Raw genomic sequence first — 23,206 nt, forward strand, 5'->3', positions numbered from 1 at the left:
TACCTAGATTATCTTATGGAGCAAATAAAAATTAAATCTAATTAAGGTTTAGACTATTCCATGCTTTAAAAGGGGAAACATTCAAAGTAACATTACTTGTTTAATATTAACAAAAATTCAGCAGGCGGTCGTTACACATTGAATACAGAGGTCAACCGGTTTGCATATGTTTCCCTAGTTTAAGATCGAAAGGATTATTAGAAATAGCTATTCCGGAACTTAACGTGCAAAATTTCCAGTTAGGCTATTCTAAAAGAAGGCATATCAATTTATTACTGAGAATAATACCAATTAATTGGATAGTACCACAATGTGAATTTTGTTAGAAAATCTAGTTGAAAGCAAGGTAATAAAGTTTTTGAAAAAAATATAATTTAAATTAATAAGATACTAGCAAAGTTGAACATCGTTAGTAGATTTTTATTAACTTTTATTTTGAGATATTGAAATGTCAACAAAGGAACAATTAGCTTTTCTTGGTGAATTGTAAAAAGAAGAATTCATAATAAGGAGATTGTAAATGTCTTATTTGATAATTTTGGATACCAATATAATTTTTAATGATTTCTTTTTCAAATCTTCAGATATGAAAAAGTTACTCAAATATACTCGACATGAACCTGTAGATCTTTGCATTACAAAGTTCAATTATTATGAAATTCTAAAAAAGTATAGAGATGAGATTAGGCCGCTTGTTAAAAAGGTAAAGAGTACAAAAAGTGATTTGATAAAGTTAGGGGCATCAGGGATAATTGATTTTGAAAGTTTTAAAGCTGATAAAATTACTGAAAAGTATAAGGATTTCTTGGATAAAACAATTGAAGAAAATAACATAATAATTATTGATTACCCTACGTCACAGGATATTACTGAAAAAATTTCAATAAAATATTTTAATAATATAAAGCCATTTGATGAAAACAAAGTTTCTTTTCAAGATGCTATTATATGGGAAAGTATTATAGAATATTGTGATGATAATGAACCAGATAATATTGCATTTATATCAAATAATCATAAGGATTTTGCTAACAAGCATCAAAACAGCCTCCACGAGGATTTAGCAGCGGATGTACAAAATTTTTCCTACTATAATTCATTATCGGCATTTTTAGAAAGTGAAGAAGACAATTTAAGAGATTATTATATTGATAATTTTGAGTATGATAAACAATTGTTAGAGGATGAATTAACACAATTTTTTGAGAGAAATGATTACCTTCAAAACACTGTTGATGATATGCTTATTAATTCAGAATTTGAGGGTGAATATTTTAATGGTTGGGGTACTGATGGCTATATTGAGGACTATAGTATAACTTTGAGTGAAGTTTCTCTAGACATAGAAGAAAATGCAATGCTAGTATCCTTTTATATTGAAGTTGATGTGAGTTTTAGTATTGAAACAGTCGATCCAACATATGAAAAAGGAGACTCTGGTGATGGTATGATTTCAGAGAGTAGCAGTACAAATATATGTATACAGAGTAATATAACGTATTTATTAGATGATAAAGAATTTATAGATTACGTTCAATTAAATAGCGAGTATATCTAGTAATTATGAATGGGTTCAAAAAATTGTTTTATGCAATTAAAGATCAAGACTAAGGTGATTAAAACTGATGAAAAATATATTTTCTTATATTGCCGATATAGATATTAGCAACAAAGACTTTTACCACCTGTAAATACGGGAGGTATTTATTTTCTTAGTAAATGATCTATTAGAGGAAGTATCAAGGTAAAGGTAAGATATGTGACATTTATGCACGATATGAATAGGCGATAGCTGGGTGATACTTTTAAAAACCTGTCTAATCTTAGGGAATACTTCACCTTTTGCAGTCTTACTTTCTTTTATTACAGGAGAATGGATATTTTAAGGGGAAATGAAAGGCTGTCGAGGCTCTCGACAGCCTGCAGACGTAGCTTTTGGCTACGTCTTGTCCTTAACCAAGCGTTCCGTTTTCTGCAATCGTCATTTCCTTGTCAAAGATGGCTTCGTCTGCCAGGGAGTTCGTTGAATCGTTTGCAGCTTTGCTTGTCATGTTTCTGGATGCTACGTTTACTTCATTTCCTAAGGAAGAACTGATAAAGCTTACACCGATCAAAGCAATTACAGCGCACAAAGTCAGTTTAAATTTCATACAAACAATCCCCTCTCTGAATTTGTTTGCGGGCATGAACCATCTTTTTGAAACAGATAACAGAATCATCCATCTGCCCAATTTCAGTATAAAACTTTGCGGCTAATAATGCCAACTCTTCCATATAAGGATATCCTTGGGATGTCTCTAATTTGTTGAAAACATTTAATAAAATGGACGCTTCTCCTTTTTTGATAAACAGCGCCTGCAATCCTTCAAACATAATTTTAAATAGGTCATCATCGAATTTACATGCGAAGCGTACGCCTTTTCTGAAACAATCCATTGCCTGTTCTTGTTTATGTTGAAGAAAATAAATTAAGGCTAAATCGTGGTAAGCTTGTGTCAAGTTGTTGAAATTTGATTTTTTAAATTGCAGTATCGATTTCTCCATGTATTTTGCTGCTTTCGTCAATTCGCCCATTTTAAGGTAACAATTTCCGATATTGAATAAAGCTTGGCCGTAAATCCGCTTGTTTTTGCTTTCAAGCAGCCGTGCGCCTTTTAGTGCTTGTTCAAGGTGAGGGAGCGCCTTTTCATGACTTTCTAGATCATCGTAGTTTCCTGCGATCACAAAATGGCATTGTATGCGGCGGACTGAGTAAAGGTCGTGCGTTTTATAGATGCTATACGCCTGAGAAGAATAGTGCATGGATACGTGGGTTTGTTTCATATGATAAAACACTTCAGCCATTTTAAAATAAAATTCCGCCCGCTCGATTTCATCCGAAATATAAGGTATTGTGTTTTCCGCTTTTTGATAGAATGTAATGGCAGTCAAGAAATTGCCTTGTTTGAATTCATACATTCCTTGAAAAAAGTAATAGTAGTATTCAACGAGTTTCTCCATCTTCCTATTGGTTCCTTCAATTCTCTTTAAATATTCTGACAACTCCATTTGGTTTCCTTCAGATGGAATCACATAGTCGATCATAAGCTGATGACGAAATGCAATGAGCTGATAGTAAATCAAGAGGTCTTGGTCTTCTTCCATGATGTCAATGTCCCGTTCGATCTCAGCTTTAAGCATTTCAGCATCTGTCACATTAAACTTTTGAATATGCCGGTTCCACTCATTAATTTTCATCCCAACGTGCGGAGACGAAATTGTGCCCAAACTTCTCACCCTTCCTCTTCTCACTAATTATGTAAATTTTATCAATACTGAAATTTAATAGGAAGGGGTTGAGCGACCGCAAAAAAAGTTTTCGGTGCTGTCCGCAAATGGCTGTTTGGGTGTTTGCGTTATATTTGGTTTTGTGTGGGTTAGTGCAAGCACAATTTTCGAATTTTAGATTGCGGTGATTATGACTTACCAGTTTCATCATACTTTTTTAGCAGCTTTTCTGTTTTATGCATTTCTCTGAGCATAGGATTCATGTAGTCGTTAGCTGATTCTAGATATGCTCTTGTCAGAGTATTTAGTTTATTTTTAACTTTACAGAAGTCTTCTTCGAATTATTCCTCTGTTGATTGTTGGATAAATTCTTTTGCCTCTTCATATCTTTTTAATATGTTTTTCATCATTGGAGTTGGATTCTTTTGATTTATTGTTTTTATTACTGTGATTGTTAAATTTATTTGTTTTATTAATTCTTTTCTTACTGTCAAGGTGATGCTTCTTTTATAAAGTGAGATGAGATAAAAATAAAGCCCTCAAGTAAGAGGGCTTCATATTTATTTAGAATTTTTTACTTAAACATAGGATACTGCACCAATAAATTTAAATGAATAGTTTTTATTTTTATCGTTTATTTCTTTCTCCCTGCCGTCATATTCAAAATTATATAAAAGAACAGCAGCATTGATTTGTTCAGGAATTGCAGTACCTACTAAACGAGGTAAGATGACACTATCGTACGAACAGCCGCCAATTAGTGTAGTTAAATTATTACAACTATTTTCATGTGCGACTTTTTCTATAAAGTCTTCATCTAAATCATCGATATCTATATCAAAGTCAATTAAAAATTGAGAAGGGAGAAAATCGCCTTCATCTTCATTGTATTTTAGGTTAACGTAATCATTTAAAGAGGATGAATTTTTTATGTACCCTATCCAAAACGATACAAAACTTTGTTTTTCCAATTTTTCACCCCTTACTCAAGCATAATGGTTCAAAAGAGGGTAATGGAAATTGCATCAGATGTAAACGTCATCACTAATTCAGATAGTTCTTTATAAATTCCCCATCCTCTTTGTCCATAGGGGAAATACCCAAGTTAGTGTATCCCCAGATCATTTGTCTTTGGTAGTCGTCTAACGTAGATTCAATAACATTTTCATAATCATAGTCTATTGAAAATTTTCCAGTGTAATCTAGCTTGAGCGTAAGGTTAGTCCACACATCTGAGTTATTCGCTTTCCATTCATCCCTTAGTTCATCAAATAAATCTTGTAGTTCGATTAACAAGTTATCAAAATTTGTGCACTTACTTGATAATATTCGGGAATGTCATGCGAATAAATGAACTCTTCACTATTTTTTGTATTAAAGAAAAAGTATACTTCTCTAGAGTCATCTAAAATCTCTGCGTATAGAGAAACTTTATTCCATTCTATGGAATCATTTCATTAATATGTTCGCTATTTTTTGATATAATACGCCCATTTTTTCTGTTTCCAAAAAAGTACCTCTAGAATCAAAAATAGCCCAGTATAGAAGAGCTATCTTGGATTTATAGATCCTCATACCACTGGGCGTTGAGGGTACCTTTTAAGTCATGAAAACTTTAAAATGTCCCTATTGAGGTTCTAATTGGACAAAACATCTTGATTATAATTGAAGGTTACGGATTATAGTGTGATTACTCTTCTTTATAGTTAAGAGCAATTTCCACAATTTGCTCGGCTGTGTATTCTTCTTCGCTCCAAAAAATTAAATCACTTGGTGCAGGATGAGGGACATTTTCTTCTAATAAATCGATGTATTTACCAATAACCTCATCTTCTAATTCAGGATTCATAATTTTTTTCACCAATGAGACTAATTCTTCTTTTGACATTTTATTCAAGGGTTTATTCTCCTTTTCTTTACTTTAGTTTTTACTTCCTTTTTTTCCGAAATGATAAGCTGGATCTAGTATCTCCTGATGCATCTTTGGAGAAGTAATAATTAGGTTATCTAAATTATACACATCTCCACCTTTATCAATAGGTTGTTTATGGTGTAAAATATATGACTTATGTTTACCATAATGCTCTTTTTTAGGTGCGATAGGGGAGTTCCCATTTTTCATTCTAGCTATATTATTTTTATTAAATTCATTTGCATATTCAGTGTTGGCTACAGATTTCCAGAATTCTTTTCTAAACTCATCAAATGATTTGAACTCCTTCCCAAGAAGTTGTTTGCGTACTTCTTGAGGAATAACCCCTAATTTACCATTATTGTACATCAGTCTTTCTTGAAGCTGCAGCCCTCTACTTGGAGTTACTTTACCAGTTGCTACACCTGGGATGTTTCTTTTGGTGAATAGAATGCTAGATTCTTTAGTTTCTTCTATAATCTTCTTTAATAAGGGGGTATTCTTAACATTGTGAGTATTACTAATGTCTTGCGCTATTCCTACAAGGGCAGGTTCATATTCATTTTTAGGAAAAGAATTGATGAAGTTTTTTCCTTTTTCTATTCCTGTCTTTACATGTTTAGTAGTAGCTTTTTCTCCAGCTTCAAGCACTTTATCGACTTTGGCAGCACCTGTTTTACCAAGTTTGCCTGTTACTTTTACAGCAGAGCCAGCGCCTTTTAGTCCAACTAGGCTTCCGACCGCATAGGTAATATAATGCGATCGTGAGTATGCATCACCATTAACCATTTTATCATTCCATGAATCAGCTATGTTTGTCCATATGATTTTTGCATAGGAAGGTGTGTTTAATATTGTTGAGACAGTTTTGGCGAGCTTTTGTTCATCAGACAGCTGGGAGAAGTCCCATGCGCCAACAGCTAAATCTTTGACGCCTGTTACCGTATCTTTCCCGATATCATAAAGAGCAACTCCGCCCCCTTTTAAAATTCCCCAAGTGGTTTCGCCAACTTTTTCGAGCTGTTTTGCTTGTTCAAGCTGTGCCACATACTGTAACTGTGCAGGCTTAAGGTTCTCATACCCAATCTTCTTCGCAATTTCTAAATATTCATCCGGATCTGAGACACCATCCGCAAGCTTTTTCTTCAATTTCTCAATCTCGCGTTCCTTCGCTTCCTCTTTCTTAATCTTCAAGTAAGCCTCAGTCCGTATTTCAAAGTCGCCTTTTTTCTTATGTATGTCACTCTCACGGTACGCCTTGGCGTTGTAGTGGATGGGTGTGGCGTTTTTGCCTTTGCCTGTTGCTTCTTGGAGCTTTTGGAAATCGGACTTGATGAATTGTTCGTTTGGTTCTGACAGGGCGTATTCTGTCTGCAGGTCTTCGTCCAAAGCATCTAGCTTTTCTAGCGTTTTTTTGCGTTTGTCATTGGCATCTGCCAGCTCGTCTTTGAAGGTTTCTGTTGAAAACAGGTCGAGCGGGAGGATGTCGTTGATATCGTTCAGGATGTCTTTCATCGCTTTTTTCTGTTCGGACATAATGGATTTCGACTTTTGGTGGGCGTTTGCCAGCTCGTGTTCCAGAAAGGATTCTTCGATGTATGCGTCAGAGAGGGCTTTATCCTCGACGGCTCCGGCGATGCTGTTGAAAAATGCGATTTTCATGTCGATGTAGTCGATCCATTGGTCGGTGACGCCGACGTGGTCGTGATAGAAGGCTTTGATGTTGCTGGCGCCTTTTCCTGAGAATTCGCTGTCACTGAGATCAGCGACGCTTTTTAAGGCTTTTCTCAAATTGACCATTTGCGTTCTTAGTTCCTTATACTCTTTCGCGCGGTCTGTCGCTTCAGAAAGCAGTGTTTTCGCTTCAAGTACTTTCATGACCTTTTCCCTTCTTTTGTTCGCTCAATATCAAAATTTTACCACGGCACGGGATAAGAATGGCTGTGGAAACGTGTTTCGATGGAAAAATGAGTCATTTGGCATGTGTCTTTATTCACGAAGGGATTGTGTAAACATAGTCGAAATGATTATTGATAGACAGTTAAAGGAGCATCTTGATGAAGAAAAAACGCATTATATTCGGTTTATTAGGGTTTATGATATGCATCATCCTGTTTGCTCTGTATCTTCAGTTACATAATAAAAGCAATATTCCTGTCAAAACTTCCGCCATTCATCCCGAAGAAGACCGCATCTTTTTTATCTATTCCAACCCTCTTATAAAAGAAAGCACGCTGCTCTCAACCTCAACAGGCGAAAGATTTAATAGGCGCACGTTCAAGGTGGCGGATGTGCCGTACATCCAAATGAAGTCTTACGCATCAACAGACATTGTTTTATTAGCGGAACATGAGTCCTTTTATTACACGCTGGAGAAGGATGCCATAAAAAAGCATCCGCTGTCAGATCCATTTGCGTTTTGGTATGAGGGAAAGGATGTCTCTGTTAAGGCCTATAACGTTGATACGACGGGGAATGACATCCATATAAATGACAAAAAAACGAAAAAGGAATATAGCCTCACCTTGCCTTCACTTGTCACGATGGGGTCGAGTGACGAGAATTATATTTATGTCATTCAAGGCATGGCAATTTACGTGATTGACAGAAACACAGAGGAAATCATAGAGACCCTGAGCTTAGCCTCATACGCTGATAAATTCGCAGACTCGGAGGAATTTATTGTCGCGAGCTCGCAGCATGAACTGACTGTGATTGAAAAAGGGACATGGAAGACAAATTATATTTCTTATCCTGATGATCTTGAATATGCTGATACCGTGTACTATGACAAAGAAAGCGGCAGTTTTTATGTGACGTACGAAGACAAAGAGGGGGAAGCGAACCTGCTTGAGTATGGGAAGGACTTTTCTTTTCACACATACGGCTTAAAATTCCCTTATATGGATGCAAAGTTTAAGGGGAGTCAACTGTATGTTGTTGCTCAGGAAGAGCATAAAAAGGGCATTGGCGGGTATGTGGGTGTGTTTGATATCCATTCCAAGAAGATGCTTTATCAGTTTGATTTGCCTGAGGAACAGGTGAAAGTTCAGGATATTGTTGTGGTTGACAATAAGTGATGAAATAAAATGATATTGGACCCTTGCATAAAGGGTCTTTTTTTGCCGAGAAAACAAATTGACAGGATGAAAAAACAATTTCTTCCTTTCATATTGTTTTCAAAATTTGGGATTGATAGAATATGACATATCTCACAGAGAAGGAGGGAAGCCGTTGAGTCAAGCCATACCGTCTTCGCGTGTTGGTGTTAAGATTAATGAATGGTACAAGATGATTCGCCAGTTCAGTGTTCCGGATGCTGAGGTGCTGAAAGCGGAGGTGGAGCAGGACATTCAGCAGATGGAAGAGGATCAGGATTTGCTGATCTATTATTCTCTGATGTGTTTTCGGCACCAGCTGATGCTGGATTATTTGGAGCCGGGACAAACATACGGGAATCGCCCTACAGTGACAGAGCTTTTAGAAACGATTGAAGCCCCTCAGAAAAAACTCACAGGTCTTTTGAAATACTACTCTTTGTTTTTCCGCGGCATGTATGAATTTGATCAGAAAGAATATGTTGAAGCGATTGGATCTTACCGTGAGGCGGAGAAGGAGCTTCCGTTTGTAACAGATGAAATCGAGAAAGCGGAATTTCATTTTAAAGTGGCAGAAGCATATTACAATATGAAACAAACTCATGTGTCGATGCATCATATCCTTCAAGCCTTAGACATTTATCAAGATCATCCGTTATATAGCATGAGAAGAATACAAAGCTTGTTTATCGTAGCGGGAAATTATGATGACTTCAGATGTTATGATAAAGCCCTCCCGCATTTAAGAAAGGCGCTGGAGCTGGCAATGGACATTCAAAACGACAGGTTCATTGGCATCTCTTTATTGAACATCGCCAACAGTTATGACAGGTCAGGAAGATATGATTTGGCAATTGAGCACTTCCAAAAAGCGGCGAAAGTAAGCAGAGAAACGGTCCCTGACTTGCTGCCGAAAGTACTGTTTGGGTTAAGCTGGACATTATGTAAAGCTGGACAAAAACAGCAGGCGTTTCAGTTTATAGATGAAGGCTTAGAATATATCAAAAAATATCCTAGTATGCTTCACCATAAATACTATAAAGAATTGTATACGTTCTTACAGGCGTTGTACAAAGATGTTATGGATGAAGACAGGATTCATGATGTATTGAGCTGCTTTGAAGAAAAGAATCTGCACGCCTATGTGGAAGCATGTGCCCAAAGTGCGGCATCTGTATTTGAAAGCCGCTGTCATTTTGAAGATGCTGCTGTGCTTTACCGAAAAGTGCTGCAAGCGCAAGAGGATATTCAAAAAGGAGAGTGTTTATATGCTTATTAAGAAAAAAGTGATGATGTGTCTTGCTGTTCCCCTTATTTGCGGAAGCATTGCGGTTCCTTTCTTGACACAGTCCGGCGATTTTAAGGAATCAACGGATCGAAACACGACGTATATCGATCATTCCCCTCATCATGTCATGACTGATCCGGATAAGAAAGCCCTTAGCTAGGGCTTTTTTTCTTGCTTTATTGGAAGTTTGTGTCGTCTCGTACTTTTAAACTACCGCATTCCTTCTATTTCTAACGCAAGACACTCGAAACAACCAAAGCATTTGAGGTATAATGGTTAAAGTGAATAACAGTATTTAGATTGATATAAATGAAAGAGAGTGGAACATCATGGGCCGTAAGTGGAACAATATTAAAGAGAAGAAGGCGTCTAAGGACGCAAATACGAGTCGGGTTTACGCAAAGTTTGGCCGTGAGATTTATGTGGCGGCAAAGCAGGGCGAGCCTGATCCGGAATCCAATCAGGCGCTGAAGGTTGTGCTTGAGCGCGCGAAGACTTACAGTGTGCCGAAAAATATCATTGAACGTGCGATCGAGAAGGCGAAGGGCGGAGCGGAAGAAAATTATGATGAGCTTCGTTATGAGGGCTTCGGGCCGAACGGATCAATGATTATCGTTGATGCGCTGACGAATAATGTGAACCGTACGGCGCCGGAAGTGCGTGCGGCGTTCGGGAAAAATGGCGGAAACATGGGTGTGAGCGGATCTGTCGCTTACATGTTTGACGCGACGGCTGTTATTGGTGTGGAAGGCAAAACAGCTGACGAAGCGCTTGAAATTCTCATGGAAGCGGATGTCGATGTTCGCGATATTTTAGAAGAGGATGACAGCGTGATCGTCTATGCGGAGCCGGATCAATTCCATGCGGTGCAGGAGGCATTTAAAAACGCGGGCGTTGAGGAATTTACGGTGGCGGAGCTGACCATGCTTGCGCAAAGTGAAGTGACACTTCCTGAGGACGCGAAAGAACAGTTCGAAAAGCTGATTGACGCGTTAGAGGACTTGGAAGACGTTCAGCAGGTGTATCATAACGTAGATCTTGGTGAATAAAAAAGGAGCAGACTGTCATGGTCTGCTTTTTTTATTGTCCGGGAAATTGTTTTATCCGTTTATAGGCGGGTGTCTATACGATCTGCAAGCTCTTCTCATACGCTGGACTGTAACCTATGTGAAGGAGAGATTGGATATGACTGATACAAGACACTTCTGCTGCGGACCCGGTTTTGGCGCTTACCCAGGCTATGGTGCAGGCGGTCCGGGATTCGGCATGTACGGAGGCGCGGGCTATCCGGGCCATGGCATGTATACGGGGATGGGCCAACCAGGTTATGGAGGCGCAGGCTACCCGGGTTATGACATGTCTGGAGGATTCGGCGGCTACCCAAGCGGAGGCTATCCGAGCTCAATGAGTTATCCGAGCTACGGAATGCATTATGATAATGATGGACATCACCAGCATTACCCTGATGGAAATTACGGACACCATCAGGATGGAAATTACGGCCATCATGAGGACGGAAATTATGGGCATCATGATGGTAACTACGGGCACCATCACCACCAAATGGGGCACTGGGGAAAAGACGGCCATAAATAAAAAGCGTGGAGAACGGACACTCTTGCTGATCAAGGGTGTTTTTTTCTTTTTCTTGACTGTTCAGTCTGGAAAAGGTAATATCATCTTGCAGGAGGTGATATTCGTTTGGGTAGGAATAAAGAATTCGATACCGCGCTTGTTTTACGCAGAGCGATAGAGGTTTTTGGAGAGTATGGCTACGAAGGCACGTCTCTTCAGGAGCTGCTCTCTCATTTAGGCATTGCGCGCCAGAGTTTGTACGATACGTATGGAACGAAGCGGGATCTGTTTTTGTCCGCTGTGAAAACGTATCTTGAGGGAAAAAACGCGGCTGTTGTGGAAAGGCTTGAGGCACCGGGCTCTGTCAAGGAAGCCATTCGTGATATTTTTCAGGAGGGTGTGAATGTCCTGAAAGATCCTGAACGTTCAAAGGCTTGTTTTATCATCAACAGCGCTATTGAACAAATCCCGCATGATTCGGACCTTGCCCAGTACTTTGAAGGGCAGACGAAAAAGCTTGAGGCGGCCTTTTATCAGGCACTGAGAAGGGCACAGGCTGAAGGAGAATTGAAGGAACATCTTGATATATCGGCGCTTGCCCGTTATTTAAACCAGAGCAGGCTGTCTCTGACGTTTATCGCTAAGGTTTCTGCTGATTTTGACCAGCTTCAGGATTATGTTGAAGTGAGTTTATCTGTCCTTGATTGACTTTTTTTGATAAAGGGTGCTTAGCCCTTTGACGCATTTTTCGGACTGAGTGGTCTAAAATAAAATACGAGGTGATGATCCATGATGATGACGGAATACGAAAAAGCATGTGACACACTGAATCAATTTATGCAATATATGCTTGAAAAGGATATGGAGAGCTGGACAGAGCTGTGGGATGAACATGCTGTGTTGGAGTTTCCCTATGCGCCAGAGGGATTTCCGGAAAGAATTGAGGGGAAGGCGGCCATTTACGATTATATTAAGGATTTTCCTGATAACATTCATATTTCTGCGTTTACTGCTCCGACAGTGTATCGTTCGGCTGATACAAACACGATCATTGCGGAGTTTCAATGTGAAGGATATGCGATTGCGACTGGGCTGCCTTACCGGCAAACCTATATCAGTGTGATTGAAACGAAGGACGGCAGCATTTTGCATTATAAGGATTATTGGAATCCGCTTGTCGTCAATAAGACGTTTGGAGAAACCATTGAAACATTTATACAAACAGAGGAGGATGAAAAATGATGAGTCACGATCAGATTCTGATTACGGGAGGAACCGGCACGACAGGGAGCCGGATTGCTAAACGGTTAATTGAGCAGGGTTACAGCGTTCGCATCGCGAGCAGGAAAAAGGGCGAGATTAGCAATGCGGAGTATGTATATTTTGATTGGAAGGATGAGTCCAGCTTTACGCCTGCATTGGAGCGGGTGAAGCGGATTTACCTCGTTGCGCCGGTTGGTGTGTTTGATCCGTCTCCTTATGTGCTTCCATTTTTAAAGGAAGCAAAGCGGCTCGGTGCTGAACGTGTGGTGATGCTCAGCGCGTCCGCTGTTTCTGAGGATGGTCCTGTGTTTGGGGCATTGCATCGTGCAGTACGCGGGTTTCCGGAATGGGCGGTGCTGCGGCCGTCATACTTCATGCAAAACTTCATCAATGTCCAGCATCGCATGTCCATTCAAACTGAGGGGCAAATCATCACGGCGGCGGGTGAAGGGAAACTTGGTTTTATTGATGCTGATGATATTGCGGAAACAGGAGTGCGTGCTTTGATTGACATTGCGCCTCATAATACTCATCATATTCTGACGGGACCTGAGGCGCTGAGCTACGCTGAAGCGGCGGAGATCATCGGAGCCGCGGCGGGACGTCCGGTGACGCATGTCAGCATTTCTTCTTCCGAACTGCAAAACAGGATGGAAACAGCAGGTTTGCCTGCGGATTACGCCCGCTTTATGGCGGAATTAGAAGAAGCGATTCGCCATGGTGCCGAACACCGGGTGACGGATATAGTGAAGCGTGTCACGGGAAAAGAGCCCCGCTCGCTGGATGAGTTTGCGGCTGATCACGCTTCGTACTGGACGCGCTGATCTCATTTTGGACTGAACAGTCTAGAAAGACCTTCGGCTCTGCCGAAGGTCTTCTTTTTAGCTATTGAGTTTAAAAAGGCTGGCCGCGTTTTCGGTGCCTATTTTCAATCGGTCCGTTTCACTGATTGGACAGTGGTCAAACCAGAAAGAGATTTCTTCCATCGATTCATACGGATAGTCCACCGAGAATAAGATGCGGTCTGAGCCGACCTCTAACAATGTATCAATTAATGCCTGTGTTCTGAATACGCCGCTTGTTGTGAGATAAAAGTTTTTGCGGAGGTATTCAGTCGGCGCTTTTTTATGGTTTCCATGGGTCTCAGGGCGCTGATGGCGCAGTCTGTGTTCGACGCGCGGCAGCGTAAACGGCAGACCCTCGCCTAAGTGTCCGAGAATTACGGTCAAATCAGGGTATTCGTCAAACAGGCCGTTCAGAATCAGGCGGATGGCGTGTGTTGCTGTTTCAACGCCAAAGCCCCATGCTGAGCCGAGGAGGCCTTCGTAGCCTTCATAGATACGCTGCTGATTTGGCAGCGGAATACGCGGATGCAGATAGACGGGAACCTGAAGCTGTGCAGCTTTCTCCCAGAAAGGGCGTACCTGTGGCTCGTCTAAATATTGAGCGGTATTTTCGTCTCCGATATTACTGTAGCCGTTGACCAAGGCGCCGACAAAACCGAGTTCGTTTACTGCCCGCTCCAGCTCCTTCGCTGCTTCTTCAGGATCTTGAAGCGGAACCGCCGCAAATGCTTTAAAACGGTCTGGATGTTTGGAAACGAAGAATTCCGCAGCGTGATCGTTCATTTGCTTGGCGAGTTTCACAGCTCTGTCAGGATCGGTGATTCCTTCAATCCCCGGCTGGGTTAATGAGAGAATCGACGTTTGGATGCCGTTTTTATCCATGTCTTCAATCCGTTTCTCGAATTCCTGCAATCGTTTTTGGACAGCGCTGAAATATTCATCGTCAGTAAAATTGTGACTTCCCGTTGCCGGAAAATCAGGAGATTCCCAGTGCTCTTCTAATGCGATTTTTCCATTCATGTCAAAAGGCTCCTCTCTTTTTCATGTCTGGTGTAGATCAGATGGAGTGCACTCATTTTACGTCACGAAGCTTCGTTTCAATAGGTAATGAACACCGTGTTTATTACTTTACATCATGTACAAGATGTAAGTTCATGGTACAGTAGATTTTGGGAAAAGGTCAATAAATAGAGAACGTGCAAACGTTTAGAAGAAGACATCAGCTGATGATTTGTCCAGAAGAAAATAAAAGTTAGACAAGGAGGTAAAAAATGTCTAAAAAGCATAAAGTAGATCCGAGAGTCAAAAGAACGAACAAATATTTAAGAGACGCTTTGATCGCATTGCTGAAAGAAAAAGAAGCCAATTCGATTACGATTCAGGAAATTACTGAAAAAGCGGATCTGACCCGCGGCACTTTTTATTTGCACTATCGGGATAAACAGGATTTTCTGTTTCAAAGCATGACGGAGGTTCTCGATGATTTGATCCGGCAGGTTAAGCCTGAGACGCCGGTGGAACCGGTCAGTATGGATGAGGATCATCCGCCTGTTTCATTTGTGAGGCTCTTTGAGTACATCCATGAACACGCCGAGTACTTTCAAGTGATGCTGAGTGACAGAGGGCTTCCTCAATTCAGAAGTCTGATGGCGGAATTCGTTCAGAAACGAATTTACGAAGAATTGCTTTCATCCATTGAAGAATCTGAGAAACAGCTTCAGATTCCGAAAGAGATACTGGTCAGCTATATCACCTCCGCCCATATCGGGGTGATTTGTTCCTGGCTGGAAAGCGGCATGAAGTACAGTCCTTTATTTATGGCAAATCAATTAACACGTTTAACGCTTTTGGGACCTCTCCGGATTGCGGGTATAGAAAAACAAATCAAGCTTCCTTATTAAGATTTTTGTCATAATGACGCCTCCTGCCTCATACCTATTAAGGTCATTGTTTTTGAGAAAGGAGGAGCCAGAATGAAGGATATGCAGCCGTTTACACCTGTTAAATCATACACGCCCTTTCACAGCCGTTTTGATCCCTGTCCGCCCATAGGGAAGAAATATTACAGAACGCCGCCTAACCTCTATATGACCTTTCAGCCTGAGCATATGGAGCAGTTTTCACCGATGGAGGCTTTAAGGAAAGGCACCCTTTGGAAGGATCTCTATGATTTTTATGAAAATCCTTATCGAGGGGGAGACACACATGACAAAAAAGGTTGATGCGGAATATTACCGCCAGCTTGAGCAGATTCAAGCAGCCGATTTTGTGCTTGTTGAGCTGAGTCTGTATTTAGATACACATCCTGATGATGAAGACGCGCTAAAGCAATTTAATCAATATTCCGGTTATTCGAGGCACTTAAAAAGACAGTTCGAATCATCTTACGGACCGCTTTTGCAGTACGGCAACAGCCCCGCGGGTGAGGATTGGGATTGGAATCGAGGGCCATGGCCGTGGCAAGTATAAGGAGGAATGCTTGAATGTGGGTGTATGAAAAGAAGCTGCAATATCCCGTCAAGGTCAGCACGTGCAATCCGACGCTGGCAAAGTATTTGATTGAGCAATATGGCGGAGCGGACGGCGAGCTGGCCGCGGCTCTCCGGTATTTGAACCAGCGTTATACCATTCCTGATAAGGTCATCGGCCTTTTAACAGATATCGGCACGGAGGAGTTTGCTCATCTGGAAATGATTGCGACGATGGTGTATAAGCTGACGAAAGATGCGACGCCGGAGCAGCTGCGAGAAGCCGGGCTTGGCGATCATTACGCGAATCATGACGGCGCGCTTTTTTATCACAATGCGGCGGGGGTGCCTTTTACGGCAAGCTATATTCAGGCGAAAGGCGATCCGATTGCGGATTTGTATGAAGATATCGCAGCAGAAGAAAAAGCGCGTGCGACGTATCAGTGGCTGATTGATATTTCGGATGATCCTGATTTGAACGATTCTCTGCGGTTTTTGCGTGAACGTGAAATTGTGCATTCTATGCGCTTCAGGGAAGCGGTTGAGATTTTAAAAGAAGAACGGGATAAGAAGAAACTCTTTTAACAGGCAGCGAGGGCTCCCTTCATGCGTCCTTTTACATACAGACAAAATATTCTGTTTTTTTGTCGTTTGCTTGCATTATAATGAAGGTATGCATGTAAGTTTAGTTTTGATCGGGGGGCCTTTATGACATCTTTTAAGATTACGAAAGAAACTGTCGCAAATGATTTTTACGCCGGCCTGGCAGATCGTGAGGATGCAGAGCAAATAACGGGACTGCTCGTCCGTACGGCTGAATGGCTGCGGGACCAGGGCTCTGACCAATGGAGCGGGCTGCTGGAGGGGCATGACTCACATGATATTGTTGGCTCAATTGAAAGCGGACATGTGTTTGTGTTCCAGAAAGATCAAGAGCTGGCCGGTGTAGTGATGCTTCTGCCTGAGCCGAGCGAGTGGGACAGAACGCTTTGGGGAGACGAGGGGCACGAAGAGTCCATTTATTTGCATCGTCTGGCGGTCAGCCGCCGGTTTGCGGGGAATGGGCTTGGGGCCGAGATTCTCACATGGACGGAGACGGGTGTTGAGTATCCGGGGAAACAGCGGATCCGTCTTGATTGTGTTGCTGATAACGACGCCTTGCATTCCTTCTACCGGAGAATGGGATATGAATTCAAGGGATCAGATGCCTCGGGGTTTCATTTGTTTGAGAAAGAACTGAACAAGTCAGAATAAGCGTCCTTTTTAGGGGGCTTTTTTGCCTTTTTGAAAAGGGAGGAAAGGGCGGATGATCTTTTTTATGTGATGGCCATTGCGACGGCTTGTATTTCCGCTTGTGTCTCCATTTTTCTGCGGTTGAGGATGCCGCAAAATAAATGGCCGGAATGGATACTGGGTGGGCTGCTTGTTCTCGGTGTGATCACAATTTGGTGCAGCATCTTTTTTGTCGGCGGCTGGGATGGCATGGCGCTGGGCATGCTTGGGATTCATGTGATAGTCGGAGCGTTTGCCGGGTACTTGATCGAGACAGTGTTCCGGCTGTTGAAAAGGCAAATCAGGAGAAGGTAAGACATGTGCCGTCTCAAAAGATGTCGAATTTTTTACGGGGCGGCAGGAATTTTCTTTCGAGTGGAGAAATACATATTACTTTGCAATGAAAGCGTTTTCTGTAGTAGGAAGGTGATGTCGATGATACATAGCCTGACAAATGGGCTGAATCGTTTTTGTACATGGGTGATGAGACTGGCTTATGTAAATGTGCTGTGGATCTTGTTTTCTCTTGCCGGGCTCGTCGTGTTTGGGTTGATGCCTGCTACGGCCGCGATGTTTTCAGTGGCGAGAGAGTGGGCGAAGGGGAACACGGATGTCCCGGTGTTTTCTGTGTTTATCCGGACGTTTAAGAAGGAGTGGGGTGCAGCTCAGCTGTTGGGGCTCATTCTTGTGACGGCCGGCTTGTTTTTGTTTGCGGATATACGGATTGCCGCTCAGATGAATCAGCCTGTGCTGGTGAATGTGTTTATGAGCATCGGATTGATTTTCGTGTTTGTGCTGTTATATGTGTTTCCGGTCTTTTCTCATTTTGATGTAAAGCTCAGACAGGTGCTGAGCATCAGCTTTTTGATTGCTTTCAGCCGGCCATTGGTGACACTGATGATGGCAGCGGGTGCGGTCGGAATGTTGTTTCTAGTGCTGTTTCATGTGACGTTTTTGCTGTTTTTCAGCGGCAGCGCGCTGAGCTTGTTGTTAACGAAGCTGTCCTTTACAGCATTTATGTCAATAGATCAGCGTCAGGAGAAAGAAAAGGCGGCATGAAAGGAAGAGTCGCGGGCTGGTACAGGCGAATGAAGATTAAGGATAAGCTGTTTGTGTTTCTGTCATTGATCATGGCCGTGTCCTTTCTGTTTGTATACAGCGGGGTGCAGTACGCTTTTCATGTCTATGATGAGCAGATTTACCGCAAATCCTCGGAAGTGCTGCGGATGTCTTCTGAACGGATTGAAGACGAGCTGAAGAAAATTGAAGATGTATCATATGAAATCATTACCGATGAACAAATTCAGCGCATTCTCAGCATGCAAAACCGTGATGATACGTATGACCAGTATCAAATGAAGCAGGAGCTGTGGGATCAGCTTGCGCAATATGCCGGCGATGAAAAGTACATTGATTCGATTCATTTGATTGATGCCCGCGGCTCAGAGTATTCCGCCGGAAGCAGTTCATCGGACCTTATGAAGCAGCAGCAGGAAGAGGTATTTGAACGGGCGAAAGCGCAAAAAGGCAGAAATCTTTGGATGACCCTAGGCAGTTCAGATCCTGTACTGATTTCAGCGCGGCAAATCAGATCGTTTCATCAGCTGAGTTTAAATGGCTTGGGAATGGTGCTGATTCAAGTGAATGTGAAACAGATGATTCGTGACTTGCCGAAGGATTGGGGCGATTCGGTCGGAGACATGATGATCGCAGACAAGGACGGCAATCTGGTGTATTCGGCACATGCATCGGTGCTTACGCCTGAGATGACAAAGCAGACGCTGCGGCATCCTGGTTATGACTTGGTAAAAAAGAATGGCAAACGTTATTTTATTTCTTTCCTTCAATCATCCTATCAAAACTGGAGCTACTACAATGTCATCCCCTTTGATCAGATGTTCGCGAAAATTTCCTTTATGAAAACGGTGATCGGTACGTGTTTTCTTTTGTTTTTCAGTGTGGTTTTGCTTTTCGGGCGGAAGATTGCCAACAGCATCACAGAGCCGATCGAGCAGCTTGTATCCGCAATGAAATCGGTGCAGCACGGCGGGATTGAGGCGGGCGTGTCGCTGTCATTGCCGGAACATACACAAGATGAGGCCGGAACGCTGAACCGCCATTTTACCGTGATGATGAAGCGGATCAATGAGCTGATGGAAGAAAATGTGGAAAAGCAGCTTATTATTAAAGAAACAGAGTTGAAGGCGCTGCAAGCCCAGATCAACCCGCATTTTTTGTATAACACGCTTGAGTCCATCAATTGGCTGGCGAAAGCGAATCAGCAGAAGCAAATTTCTCAAATGGTGGAATCGCTCGGTTTTCTCCTGCGAAACAGCATTCACATCAAAGAAGATACAGTGACCCTTCAGGAGGAGGCGGATATTGTGCTTCACTATATGACGATTCAGCGGTTCCGGTTTGAGGAGCGCTTGAACTTCACACTGGACATCGCCGATGAGGTGAAGCATTGCCGAATTCCGAAGCTGACACTCCAGCCGCTGGCGGAGAATGCAATTCAATACGCGCTTGAGCCTTTTACTCGGCCATGCGCCATCCGCCTTCAAGCGAAAAAAACGGAGGACTGCGTCTGTATTACTGTCGAAGATAACGGGCCCGGCATGGACGAACGTATTCTTGAAAAAACGGGCGGAAGAGGGATCGGGCTCTGGAATATTCATGAACGCATCCGACTGATGTTCGGGGAGCCGTATGGCTTACGCATTCAAAGTGAAAAAGGGAAGGGAACGGCGATTTTGCTGACAATACCGTGCCGAAATGAGGTGGTGTGATGTACAAAATACTGCTTGCTGATGATGAGAGGATCATTCTTGACGGAATGGCAGGGATCATTGAGTGGGAGACGCTTGGCGCTTCTTTAGTCGGCAAAGCGCAGAACGGAATTGAAGCGTATGAGAAGATCGTAAACAAGCAGCCGCATATCGTCGTCACTGATGTAAAAATGCCCGGTATGGATGGGCTTGAGCTGATCAAAAAGGTGTCAGCCGTCTGCCCGTCCGTGCAATTTATCGTCCTGTCTGGTTTTGGGGAGTTTGAGTACGCGAAGGAAGCGATGAAATACGGGATAAGGCATTATTTGCTGAAGCCCTGTAATGAGCAGCAGATTATCCGTTCATTAGAGGAAATCATCGCCGAGCTGAAGCTGCATGATGTACGGAAAAAGAAAGCCGCCCACCTGAAACATGAGCTGAATCATATCCGTTCCTTTGCGGCTGATCAATACCTGGAAGGTTTGATTGCCGGTGTTACCCATCTGTCTCCGCCGCCTTCGCTTGCAGGAAAGAAGATTCGCCTTATCATCGCGCAGAACACTCAGCCTGAAGATTCTGCCGCCAGAGAGGCGTTTGGTTCCGCGCTGACAGCTTTTTGCTGCAGCGGAGGACGTGCGGTGTTTGCCGTGGAGGAGGTCACGCCTGATCTGGAGAAAAAGGCGGCGGACGGCTTTGCAGGCTGCCGAGTGATCATCAGCCGGACGGGGGAGCTGCAGGACGCAGGACAGCTGTTCCGGGAAGCAACTGAAACGGCCGGTGACCAAAAGCGGAGTGATTTGATTTCTAAAATCACCAGGCTTGTCGCCGACGAGCTTGGCAATCCGAATCTCTCTCTGAAATGGGCAGCAAAAGATATGCTGTTTATGAATCCTGATTATTTGGGGAAAATCTTTAAGCAGGAGACAGGTGAAAAGTTTTCCCAATATGTTACGCGGGTGCGTCTTGAGCATGCGATGAAGCAGATGAAGCTGAGGCGGGATGTGAGTGTATCAGAAATCGCGGAAGAAATCGGATTCGGTGATAATCCGAAGTATTTCAGTCTCGTCTTTAAAAAATATACCGGTCTGACACCGTCAGAATTCAGAAGAAAACAGGGAGGCGCTTCCGCAGGGTAGCCATCTCTGTTTTTTTAACTTTTGCCACTGTTTTTTGAGTGTTTCGCCCCGTCACAACCCTTTAAAATAAAATGTAAGCACTTACATTAAAGGGGGGATTGATGTGAAGAAGGTTTATTACGTGCTGCTGTCACTTGTGTGCGTCTTGTTTTTCAGCGGATGTTCTGCGGGTGAAGAAGCATCAGGGAAAAAGGAAGACATTACGCTCAGAATCGCATGGTGGGGCGGACAGCCGCGGCATGACTATACAACAAAGGTCATTGAATTATATGAGAAAAAGAATCCGCACGTCCATATTGAAGCAGAATTTGCGAACTGGGATGACTATTGGAAGAAGCTTGCGCCAATGTCTGCCGCGGGCCAGCTGCCTGATGTCATTCAAATGGATACGGCATATTTGGCGCAATACGGAAAGAAAAATCAGCTTGAGGATTTAACGCCATATATGAAGGACGGAACAATTGATGTCAGTTCAATCGATGAAAATATGCTGTCCGGCGGAAAAATTGACGAAAAGCTTTACGGATTTACACTTGGGGTCAACGTGCTTTCTGTGATTGCCAATGATGATCTGCTGAAGAAAGCCGGTGTTTCAATTCATCAGGAAAACTGGACGTGGAAGGATTATGAGAAGCTGGCGTATGAGCTGCAGGAAAAAGCCGGCGTATACGGATCTAACGGAATGCACCCGCCTGATATTTTCTTCCCGTATTATTTGCGCACAAAGGGTGAGCGTTTTTATAAAGAGGACGGCACGGGCCTTGCGTATCAGGATGACAAGCTGTTTGTTGACTATTTTGAGCGGCAGCTGAGACTGGTCAAAGCAAAAACATCGCCAACACCGGACGAAAGCGCCCAAATTAAGGGGATGGAAGATGACTTTATTGTCAAAGGCAAATCAGCCATTACATGGAACTACTCGAATCAATATTTAGGCTTTGCCCGGCTGACAGACTCACCGCTTTCTCTCTATCTGCCGCCGCAGCAAATGAAGGACAAAGCGCTGACGCTGAAGCCGAGTATGCTGTTTTCTATTCCGAAAAGCTCAGAGCATAAAAAAGAGGCCGCGAAGTTTATTGATTTCTTCGTGAATAATGAAGAAGCGAACCAGCTGATTAAAGGCGAGCGGGGCGTTCCGGTATCCGACAAGGTGGCAGATGCGATTAAACCGGAGCTGAATGAGGAAGAGGCCAACATTGTGGAATATGTGGAAGCCGCGTCGAAAAATATCAGCAAAGCCGATCCGCCGGAGCCGGTGGGAAGCGCGGAGGTTATTAAGCTGCTGAAGGATACATCTGATCAGATTCTGTATCAGAAGGTATCGCCGGAAAAAGCCGCCAAAACGTTCCGGAAGCAGGCCAATGACATTTTAGAGAGGAATAATTGACGGGAAATGGGGCTGACAGAATGAAAATAAGCCGGAGTATGAGAAAAGACAATCTGGCGGGATATGCTTTTATTTCTCCGTTTATTATCGGCTTCTTCTGTTTTACGGTGATTCCGATGGGCGCGTCCCTGTTTCTGTCCTTTACAAGCTACGACCTGTTTACGGCGCCGAAATGGATCGGGCTCGATAACTATAAGGAAATGTTTACGGGTGACGAAAAGTATTGGCAGTCGCTGAAGGTCACTTTCACGTATGTGCTTGCCGGGGTTCCGCTCCGCCTCGGCTTCGCGCTTTTTATTGCCGTCATTTTAAACAATGCGGCAAAGGGGACGGCTATCTACAGGACGCTGTTTTATCTGCCTTCTATCATCGGCGGAAGTGTGGCTGTTGCCATTATGTGGCGCAATATTTTCGGCAATGACGGGGTCATCAATGCGCTGCTGTTTTTTGTCGGGATCGATCAAAAAATTCTCTGGTACCAAGACCCGACAAGCGCGTTATGGACGCTGATTCTGCTGTCCGTCTGGCAGTTTGGGTCATCCATGCTGATTTTTCTGGCCGGGCTGAAAAACATTCCGGCATCGTACTTGGAGGCGGCCAGCGTGGACGGCGCAAACCGCGTGCAGCGCTTCTTTAGGATCACGCTTCCGATGCTGACGCCGATTATTTTCTTTAACCTGGTCATGCAGACGATTTCTGCTTTTATGACCTTTACCCCAGCCTATATCATCTCAAAAGGCGAGGGCGGTCCGCTTGACGGGACGCTATTGTATTCACTCTATTTGTTCCAGCGGGCGTTTAACTATTTTCAAATGGGCTACGCCTCGGCGATGGCGTGGATCATGCTGATCATTGTCGGGCTGATTACGCTGATTTTATTTAAAACATCATCATATTGGGTTCACTACGAATCAAAGGAGGAATAAC

Annotated in this window: 28 protein-coding genes and 1 pseudogene; 20 read left to right on the forward strand and 9 right to left on the reverse strand. The window is 43.0% G+C overall.

Annotation, left to right across the window (positions count from 1 at the left end; translation table 11 throughout):
- Positions 1-520 precede the first annotated feature (520 nt).
- The gene (locus NSS75_RS03930; RefSeq protein ID WP_339236044.1) at positions 521-1,558 is read left to right on the forward strand and encodes a PIN domain-containing protein; all 1,038 of its coding nucleotides are present in this window, start codon (positions 521-523) and stop codon (positions 1,556-1,558) included.
- A 394-nt stretch (positions 1,559-1,952) separates the two neighbouring features.
- On the opposite strand, the gene NSS75_RS03935 is transcribed toward NSS75_RS03930, so the two are convergent.
- From NSS75_RS03935 to NSS75_RS03970, 8 genes and pseudogenes are all read right to left on the reverse strand, one after another.
- Positions 1,953-2,150: a hypothetical protein gene (locus NSS75_RS03935; protein WP_339192098.1), complete on the reverse strand. Its 198-nt coding sequence runs from the start codon at positions 2,148-2,150 to the stop codon at positions 1,953-1,955.
- Positions 2,140-3,267 carry a Rap family tetratricopeptide repeat protein gene (locus tag NSS75_RS03940; protein WP_339236046.1) on the reverse strand — a complete coding sequence of 376 codons (1,128 nt, stop codon included), beginning with the start codon at positions 3,265-3,267 and terminating at the stop codon, positions 2,140-2,142. Before NSS75_RS03940 ends, NSS75_RS03935 begins: the two co-directional genes overlap by 11 nt.
- A gap of 188 nt (positions 3,268-3,455) precedes the next feature.
- Positions 3,456-3,761: pseudogene (locus tag NSS75_RS03945) on the reverse strand (hypothetical protein).
- An 84-nt stretch (positions 3,762-3,845) separates the two neighbouring features.
- Positions 3,846-4,238, reverse strand: a complete 393-nt coding sequence (locus NSS75_RS03950) for an immunity 22 family protein (RefSeq protein ID WP_339236049.1) — start codon at positions 4,236-4,238, stop codon at positions 3,846-3,848.
- Positions 4,239-4,311: 73 nt separating this feature from the next.
- A complete protein-coding gene (locus NSS75_RS03955; RefSeq protein WP_339236052.1) occupies positions 4,312-4,563 on the reverse strand; it encodes an immunity protein YezG family protein in 252 nt (83 codons plus the stop codon).
- Positions 4,557-4,712 carry an immunity protein YezG family protein gene (locus NSS75_RS03960; protein WP_339237555.1) on the reverse strand — a complete coding sequence of 52 codons (156 nt, stop codon included), beginning with the start codon at positions 4,710-4,712 and terminating at the stop codon, positions 4,557-4,559. The genes NSS75_RS03955 and NSS75_RS03960 overlap by 7 nt, the downstream gene beginning before the upstream one ends.
- 245 nt (positions 4,713-4,957) lie before the next feature.
- Positions 4,958-5,164 carry a bacteriocin immunity protein gene (locus tag NSS75_RS03965; protein WP_095714359.1) on the reverse strand — a complete coding sequence of 69 codons (207 nt, stop codon included), beginning with the start codon at positions 5,162-5,164 and terminating at the stop codon, positions 4,958-4,960.
- Positions 5,165-5,188: 24 nt separating this feature from the next.
- Positions 5,189-7,057 carry a T7SS effector LXG polymorphic toxin gene (locus NSS75_RS03970; protein ID WP_339236054.1) on the reverse strand — a complete coding sequence of 623 codons (1,869 nt, stop codon included), beginning with the start codon at positions 7,055-7,057 and terminating at the stop codon, positions 5,189-5,191.
- Between the two features lie 179 nt (positions 7,058-7,236).
- Between NSS75_RS03970 and NSS75_RS03975 the strand changes: the two genes are divergently transcribed.
- The 8 genes from NSS75_RS03975 to NSS75_RS04010 all read left to right on the forward strand — a co-directional run bounded on the left by NSS75_RS03975 (position 7,237) and on the right by NSS75_RS04010 (position 13,227).
- The gene (locus NSS75_RS03975; protein WP_339236057.1) at positions 7,237-8,259 is read left to right on the forward strand and encodes a hypothetical protein; all 1,023 of its coding nucleotides are present in this window, start codon (positions 7,237-7,239) and stop codon (positions 8,257-8,259) included.
- A gap of 154 nt (positions 8,260-8,413) precedes the next feature.
- Positions 8,414-9,556 carry a tetratricopeptide repeat protein gene (locus NSS75_RS03980; protein ID WP_101861333.1) on the forward strand — a complete coding sequence of 381 codons (1,143 nt, stop codon included), beginning with the start codon at positions 8,414-8,416 and terminating at the stop codon, positions 9,554-9,556.
- Positions 9,546-9,725 carry a phosphatase RapH inhibitor gene (locus NSS75_RS03985; protein WP_095714363.1) on the forward strand — a complete coding sequence of 60 codons (180 nt, stop codon included), beginning with the start codon at positions 9,546-9,548 and terminating at the stop codon, positions 9,723-9,725. The genes NSS75_RS03980 and NSS75_RS03985 overlap by 11 nt, the downstream gene beginning before the upstream one ends.
- Before the next feature lie 169 nt (positions 9,726-9,894).
- Entirely contained in the window at positions 9,895-10,614 is a 720-nt protein-coding gene (locus NSS75_RS03990) for a YebC/PmpR family DNA-binding transcriptional regulator (protein WP_010333282.1), read from the forward strand.
- A gap of 136 nt (positions 10,615-10,750) precedes the next feature.
- Positions 10,751-11,161 carry a spore coat protein gene (locus NSS75_RS03995; protein ID WP_106021539.1) on the forward strand — a complete coding sequence of 137 codons (411 nt, stop codon included), beginning with the start codon at positions 10,751-10,753 and terminating at the stop codon, positions 11,159-11,161.
- 105 nt (positions 11,162-11,266) lie between these two features.
- The gene (locus NSS75_RS04000) at positions 11,267-11,848 is read left to right on the forward strand and encodes a TetR/AcrR family transcriptional regulator (protein ID WP_103672145.1); all 582 of its coding nucleotides are present in this window, start codon (positions 11,267-11,269) and stop codon (positions 11,846-11,848) included.
- An 81-nt stretch (positions 11,849-11,929) separates the two neighbouring features.
- Entirely contained in the window at positions 11,930-12,382 is a 453-nt protein-coding gene (locus tag NSS75_RS04005; protein WP_024120485.1) for a nuclear transport factor 2 family protein, read from the forward strand.
- Positions 12,379-13,227 carry an NAD-dependent epimerase/dehydratase family protein gene (locus tag NSS75_RS04010; protein ID WP_339236065.1) on the forward strand — a complete coding sequence of 283 codons (849 nt, stop codon included), beginning with the start codon at positions 12,379-12,381 and terminating at the stop codon, positions 13,225-13,227. The genes NSS75_RS04005 and NSS75_RS04010 overlap by 4 nt, the downstream gene beginning before the upstream one ends.
- 57 nt (positions 13,228-13,284) lie before the next feature.
- Here the strand turns inward: NSS75_RS04010 and NSS75_RS04015 are convergent, their stop codons facing one another.
- Entirely contained in the window at positions 13,285-14,268 is a 984-nt protein-coding gene (locus NSS75_RS04015) for an amidohydrolase family protein (protein WP_216394793.1), read from the reverse strand.
- A 251-nt stretch (positions 14,269-14,519) separates the two neighbouring features.
- Here NSS75_RS04015 and NSS75_RS04020 point away from each other — a divergent pair, with 251 nt between their 5' ends.
- The 11 genes from NSS75_RS04020 to NSS75_RS04070 all read left to right on the forward strand — a co-directional run bounded on the left by NSS75_RS04020 (position 14,520) and on the right by NSS75_RS04070 (position 23,205).
- Entirely contained in the window at positions 14,520-15,149 is a 630-nt protein-coding gene (locus NSS75_RS04020; protein WP_024120487.1) for a TetR/AcrR family transcriptional regulator, read from the forward strand.
- A gap of 72 nt (positions 15,150-15,221) precedes the next feature.
- Entirely contained in the window at positions 15,222-15,470 is a 249-nt protein-coding gene (gene cotJA / locus NSS75_RS04025; RefSeq protein WP_024120488.1) for a spore coat-associated protein CotJA, read from the forward strand.
- Entirely contained in the window at positions 15,454-15,717 is a 264-nt protein-coding gene (gene cotJB, locus NSS75_RS04030; RefSeq protein WP_024120489.1) for a spore coat protein CotJB, read from the forward strand. The genes cotJA and cotJB overlap by 17 nt, the downstream gene beginning before the upstream one ends.
- A gap of 14 nt (positions 15,718-15,731) precedes the next feature.
- Positions 15,732-16,301, forward strand: a complete 570-nt coding sequence (gene cotJC, locus NSS75_RS04035; RefSeq protein WP_024120490.1) for a spore coat protein CotJC — start codon at positions 15,732-15,734, stop codon at positions 16,299-16,301.
- Positions 16,302-16,424: 123 nt separating this feature from the next.
- Positions 16,425-16,970: a GNAT family N-acetyltransferase gene (locus NSS75_RS04040; RefSeq protein ID WP_024120491.1), complete on the forward strand. Its 546-nt coding sequence runs from the start codon at positions 16,425-16,427 to the stop codon at positions 16,968-16,970.
- Between the two features lie 69 nt (positions 16,971-17,039).
- Positions 17,040-17,303, forward strand: a complete 264-nt coding sequence (locus tag NSS75_RS04045; protein WP_049809906.1) for a YesK-like family protein — start codon at positions 17,040-17,042, stop codon at positions 17,301-17,303.
- Positions 17,304-17,417: 114 nt separating this feature from the next.
- Complete coding sequence (locus tag NSS75_RS04050) at positions 17,418-18,047, forward strand: YesL family protein (protein WP_081638248.1); 630 nt, start codon at positions 17,418-17,420, stop codon at positions 18,045-18,047.
- Entirely contained in the window at positions 18,044-19,777 is a 1,734-nt protein-coding gene (locus NSS75_RS04055; protein ID WP_024120494.1) for a sensor histidine kinase, read from the forward strand. The genes NSS75_RS04050 and NSS75_RS04055 overlap by 4 nt, the downstream gene beginning before the upstream one ends.
- Positions 19,777-20,892, forward strand: a complete 1,116-nt coding sequence (locus NSS75_RS04060) for a response regulator transcription factor (RefSeq protein WP_339236074.1) — start codon at positions 19,777-19,779, stop codon at positions 20,890-20,892. The genes NSS75_RS04055 and NSS75_RS04060 overlap by 1 nt, the downstream gene beginning before the upstream one ends.
- A gap of 103 nt (positions 20,893-20,995) precedes the next feature.
- Entirely contained in the window at positions 20,996-22,279 is a 1,284-nt protein-coding gene (locus NSS75_RS04065) for an ABC transporter substrate-binding protein (RefSeq protein WP_024120496.1), read from the forward strand.
- A complete protein-coding gene (locus tag NSS75_RS04070; protein WP_038954162.1) occupies positions 22,276-23,205 on the forward strand; it encodes a sugar ABC transporter permease in 930 nt (309 codons plus the stop codon). The genes NSS75_RS04065 and NSS75_RS04070 overlap by 4 nt, the downstream gene beginning before the upstream one ends.
- The last annotated feature ends 1 nt before the right edge of the window (position 23,206 follow it).

The organism is Bacillus sp. FSL K6-1012 (assembly GCF_037964915.1).
Classification (GTDB): Bacteria; Bacillota; Bacilli; order Bacillales; family Bacillaceae; genus Bacillus; species Bacillus halotolerans.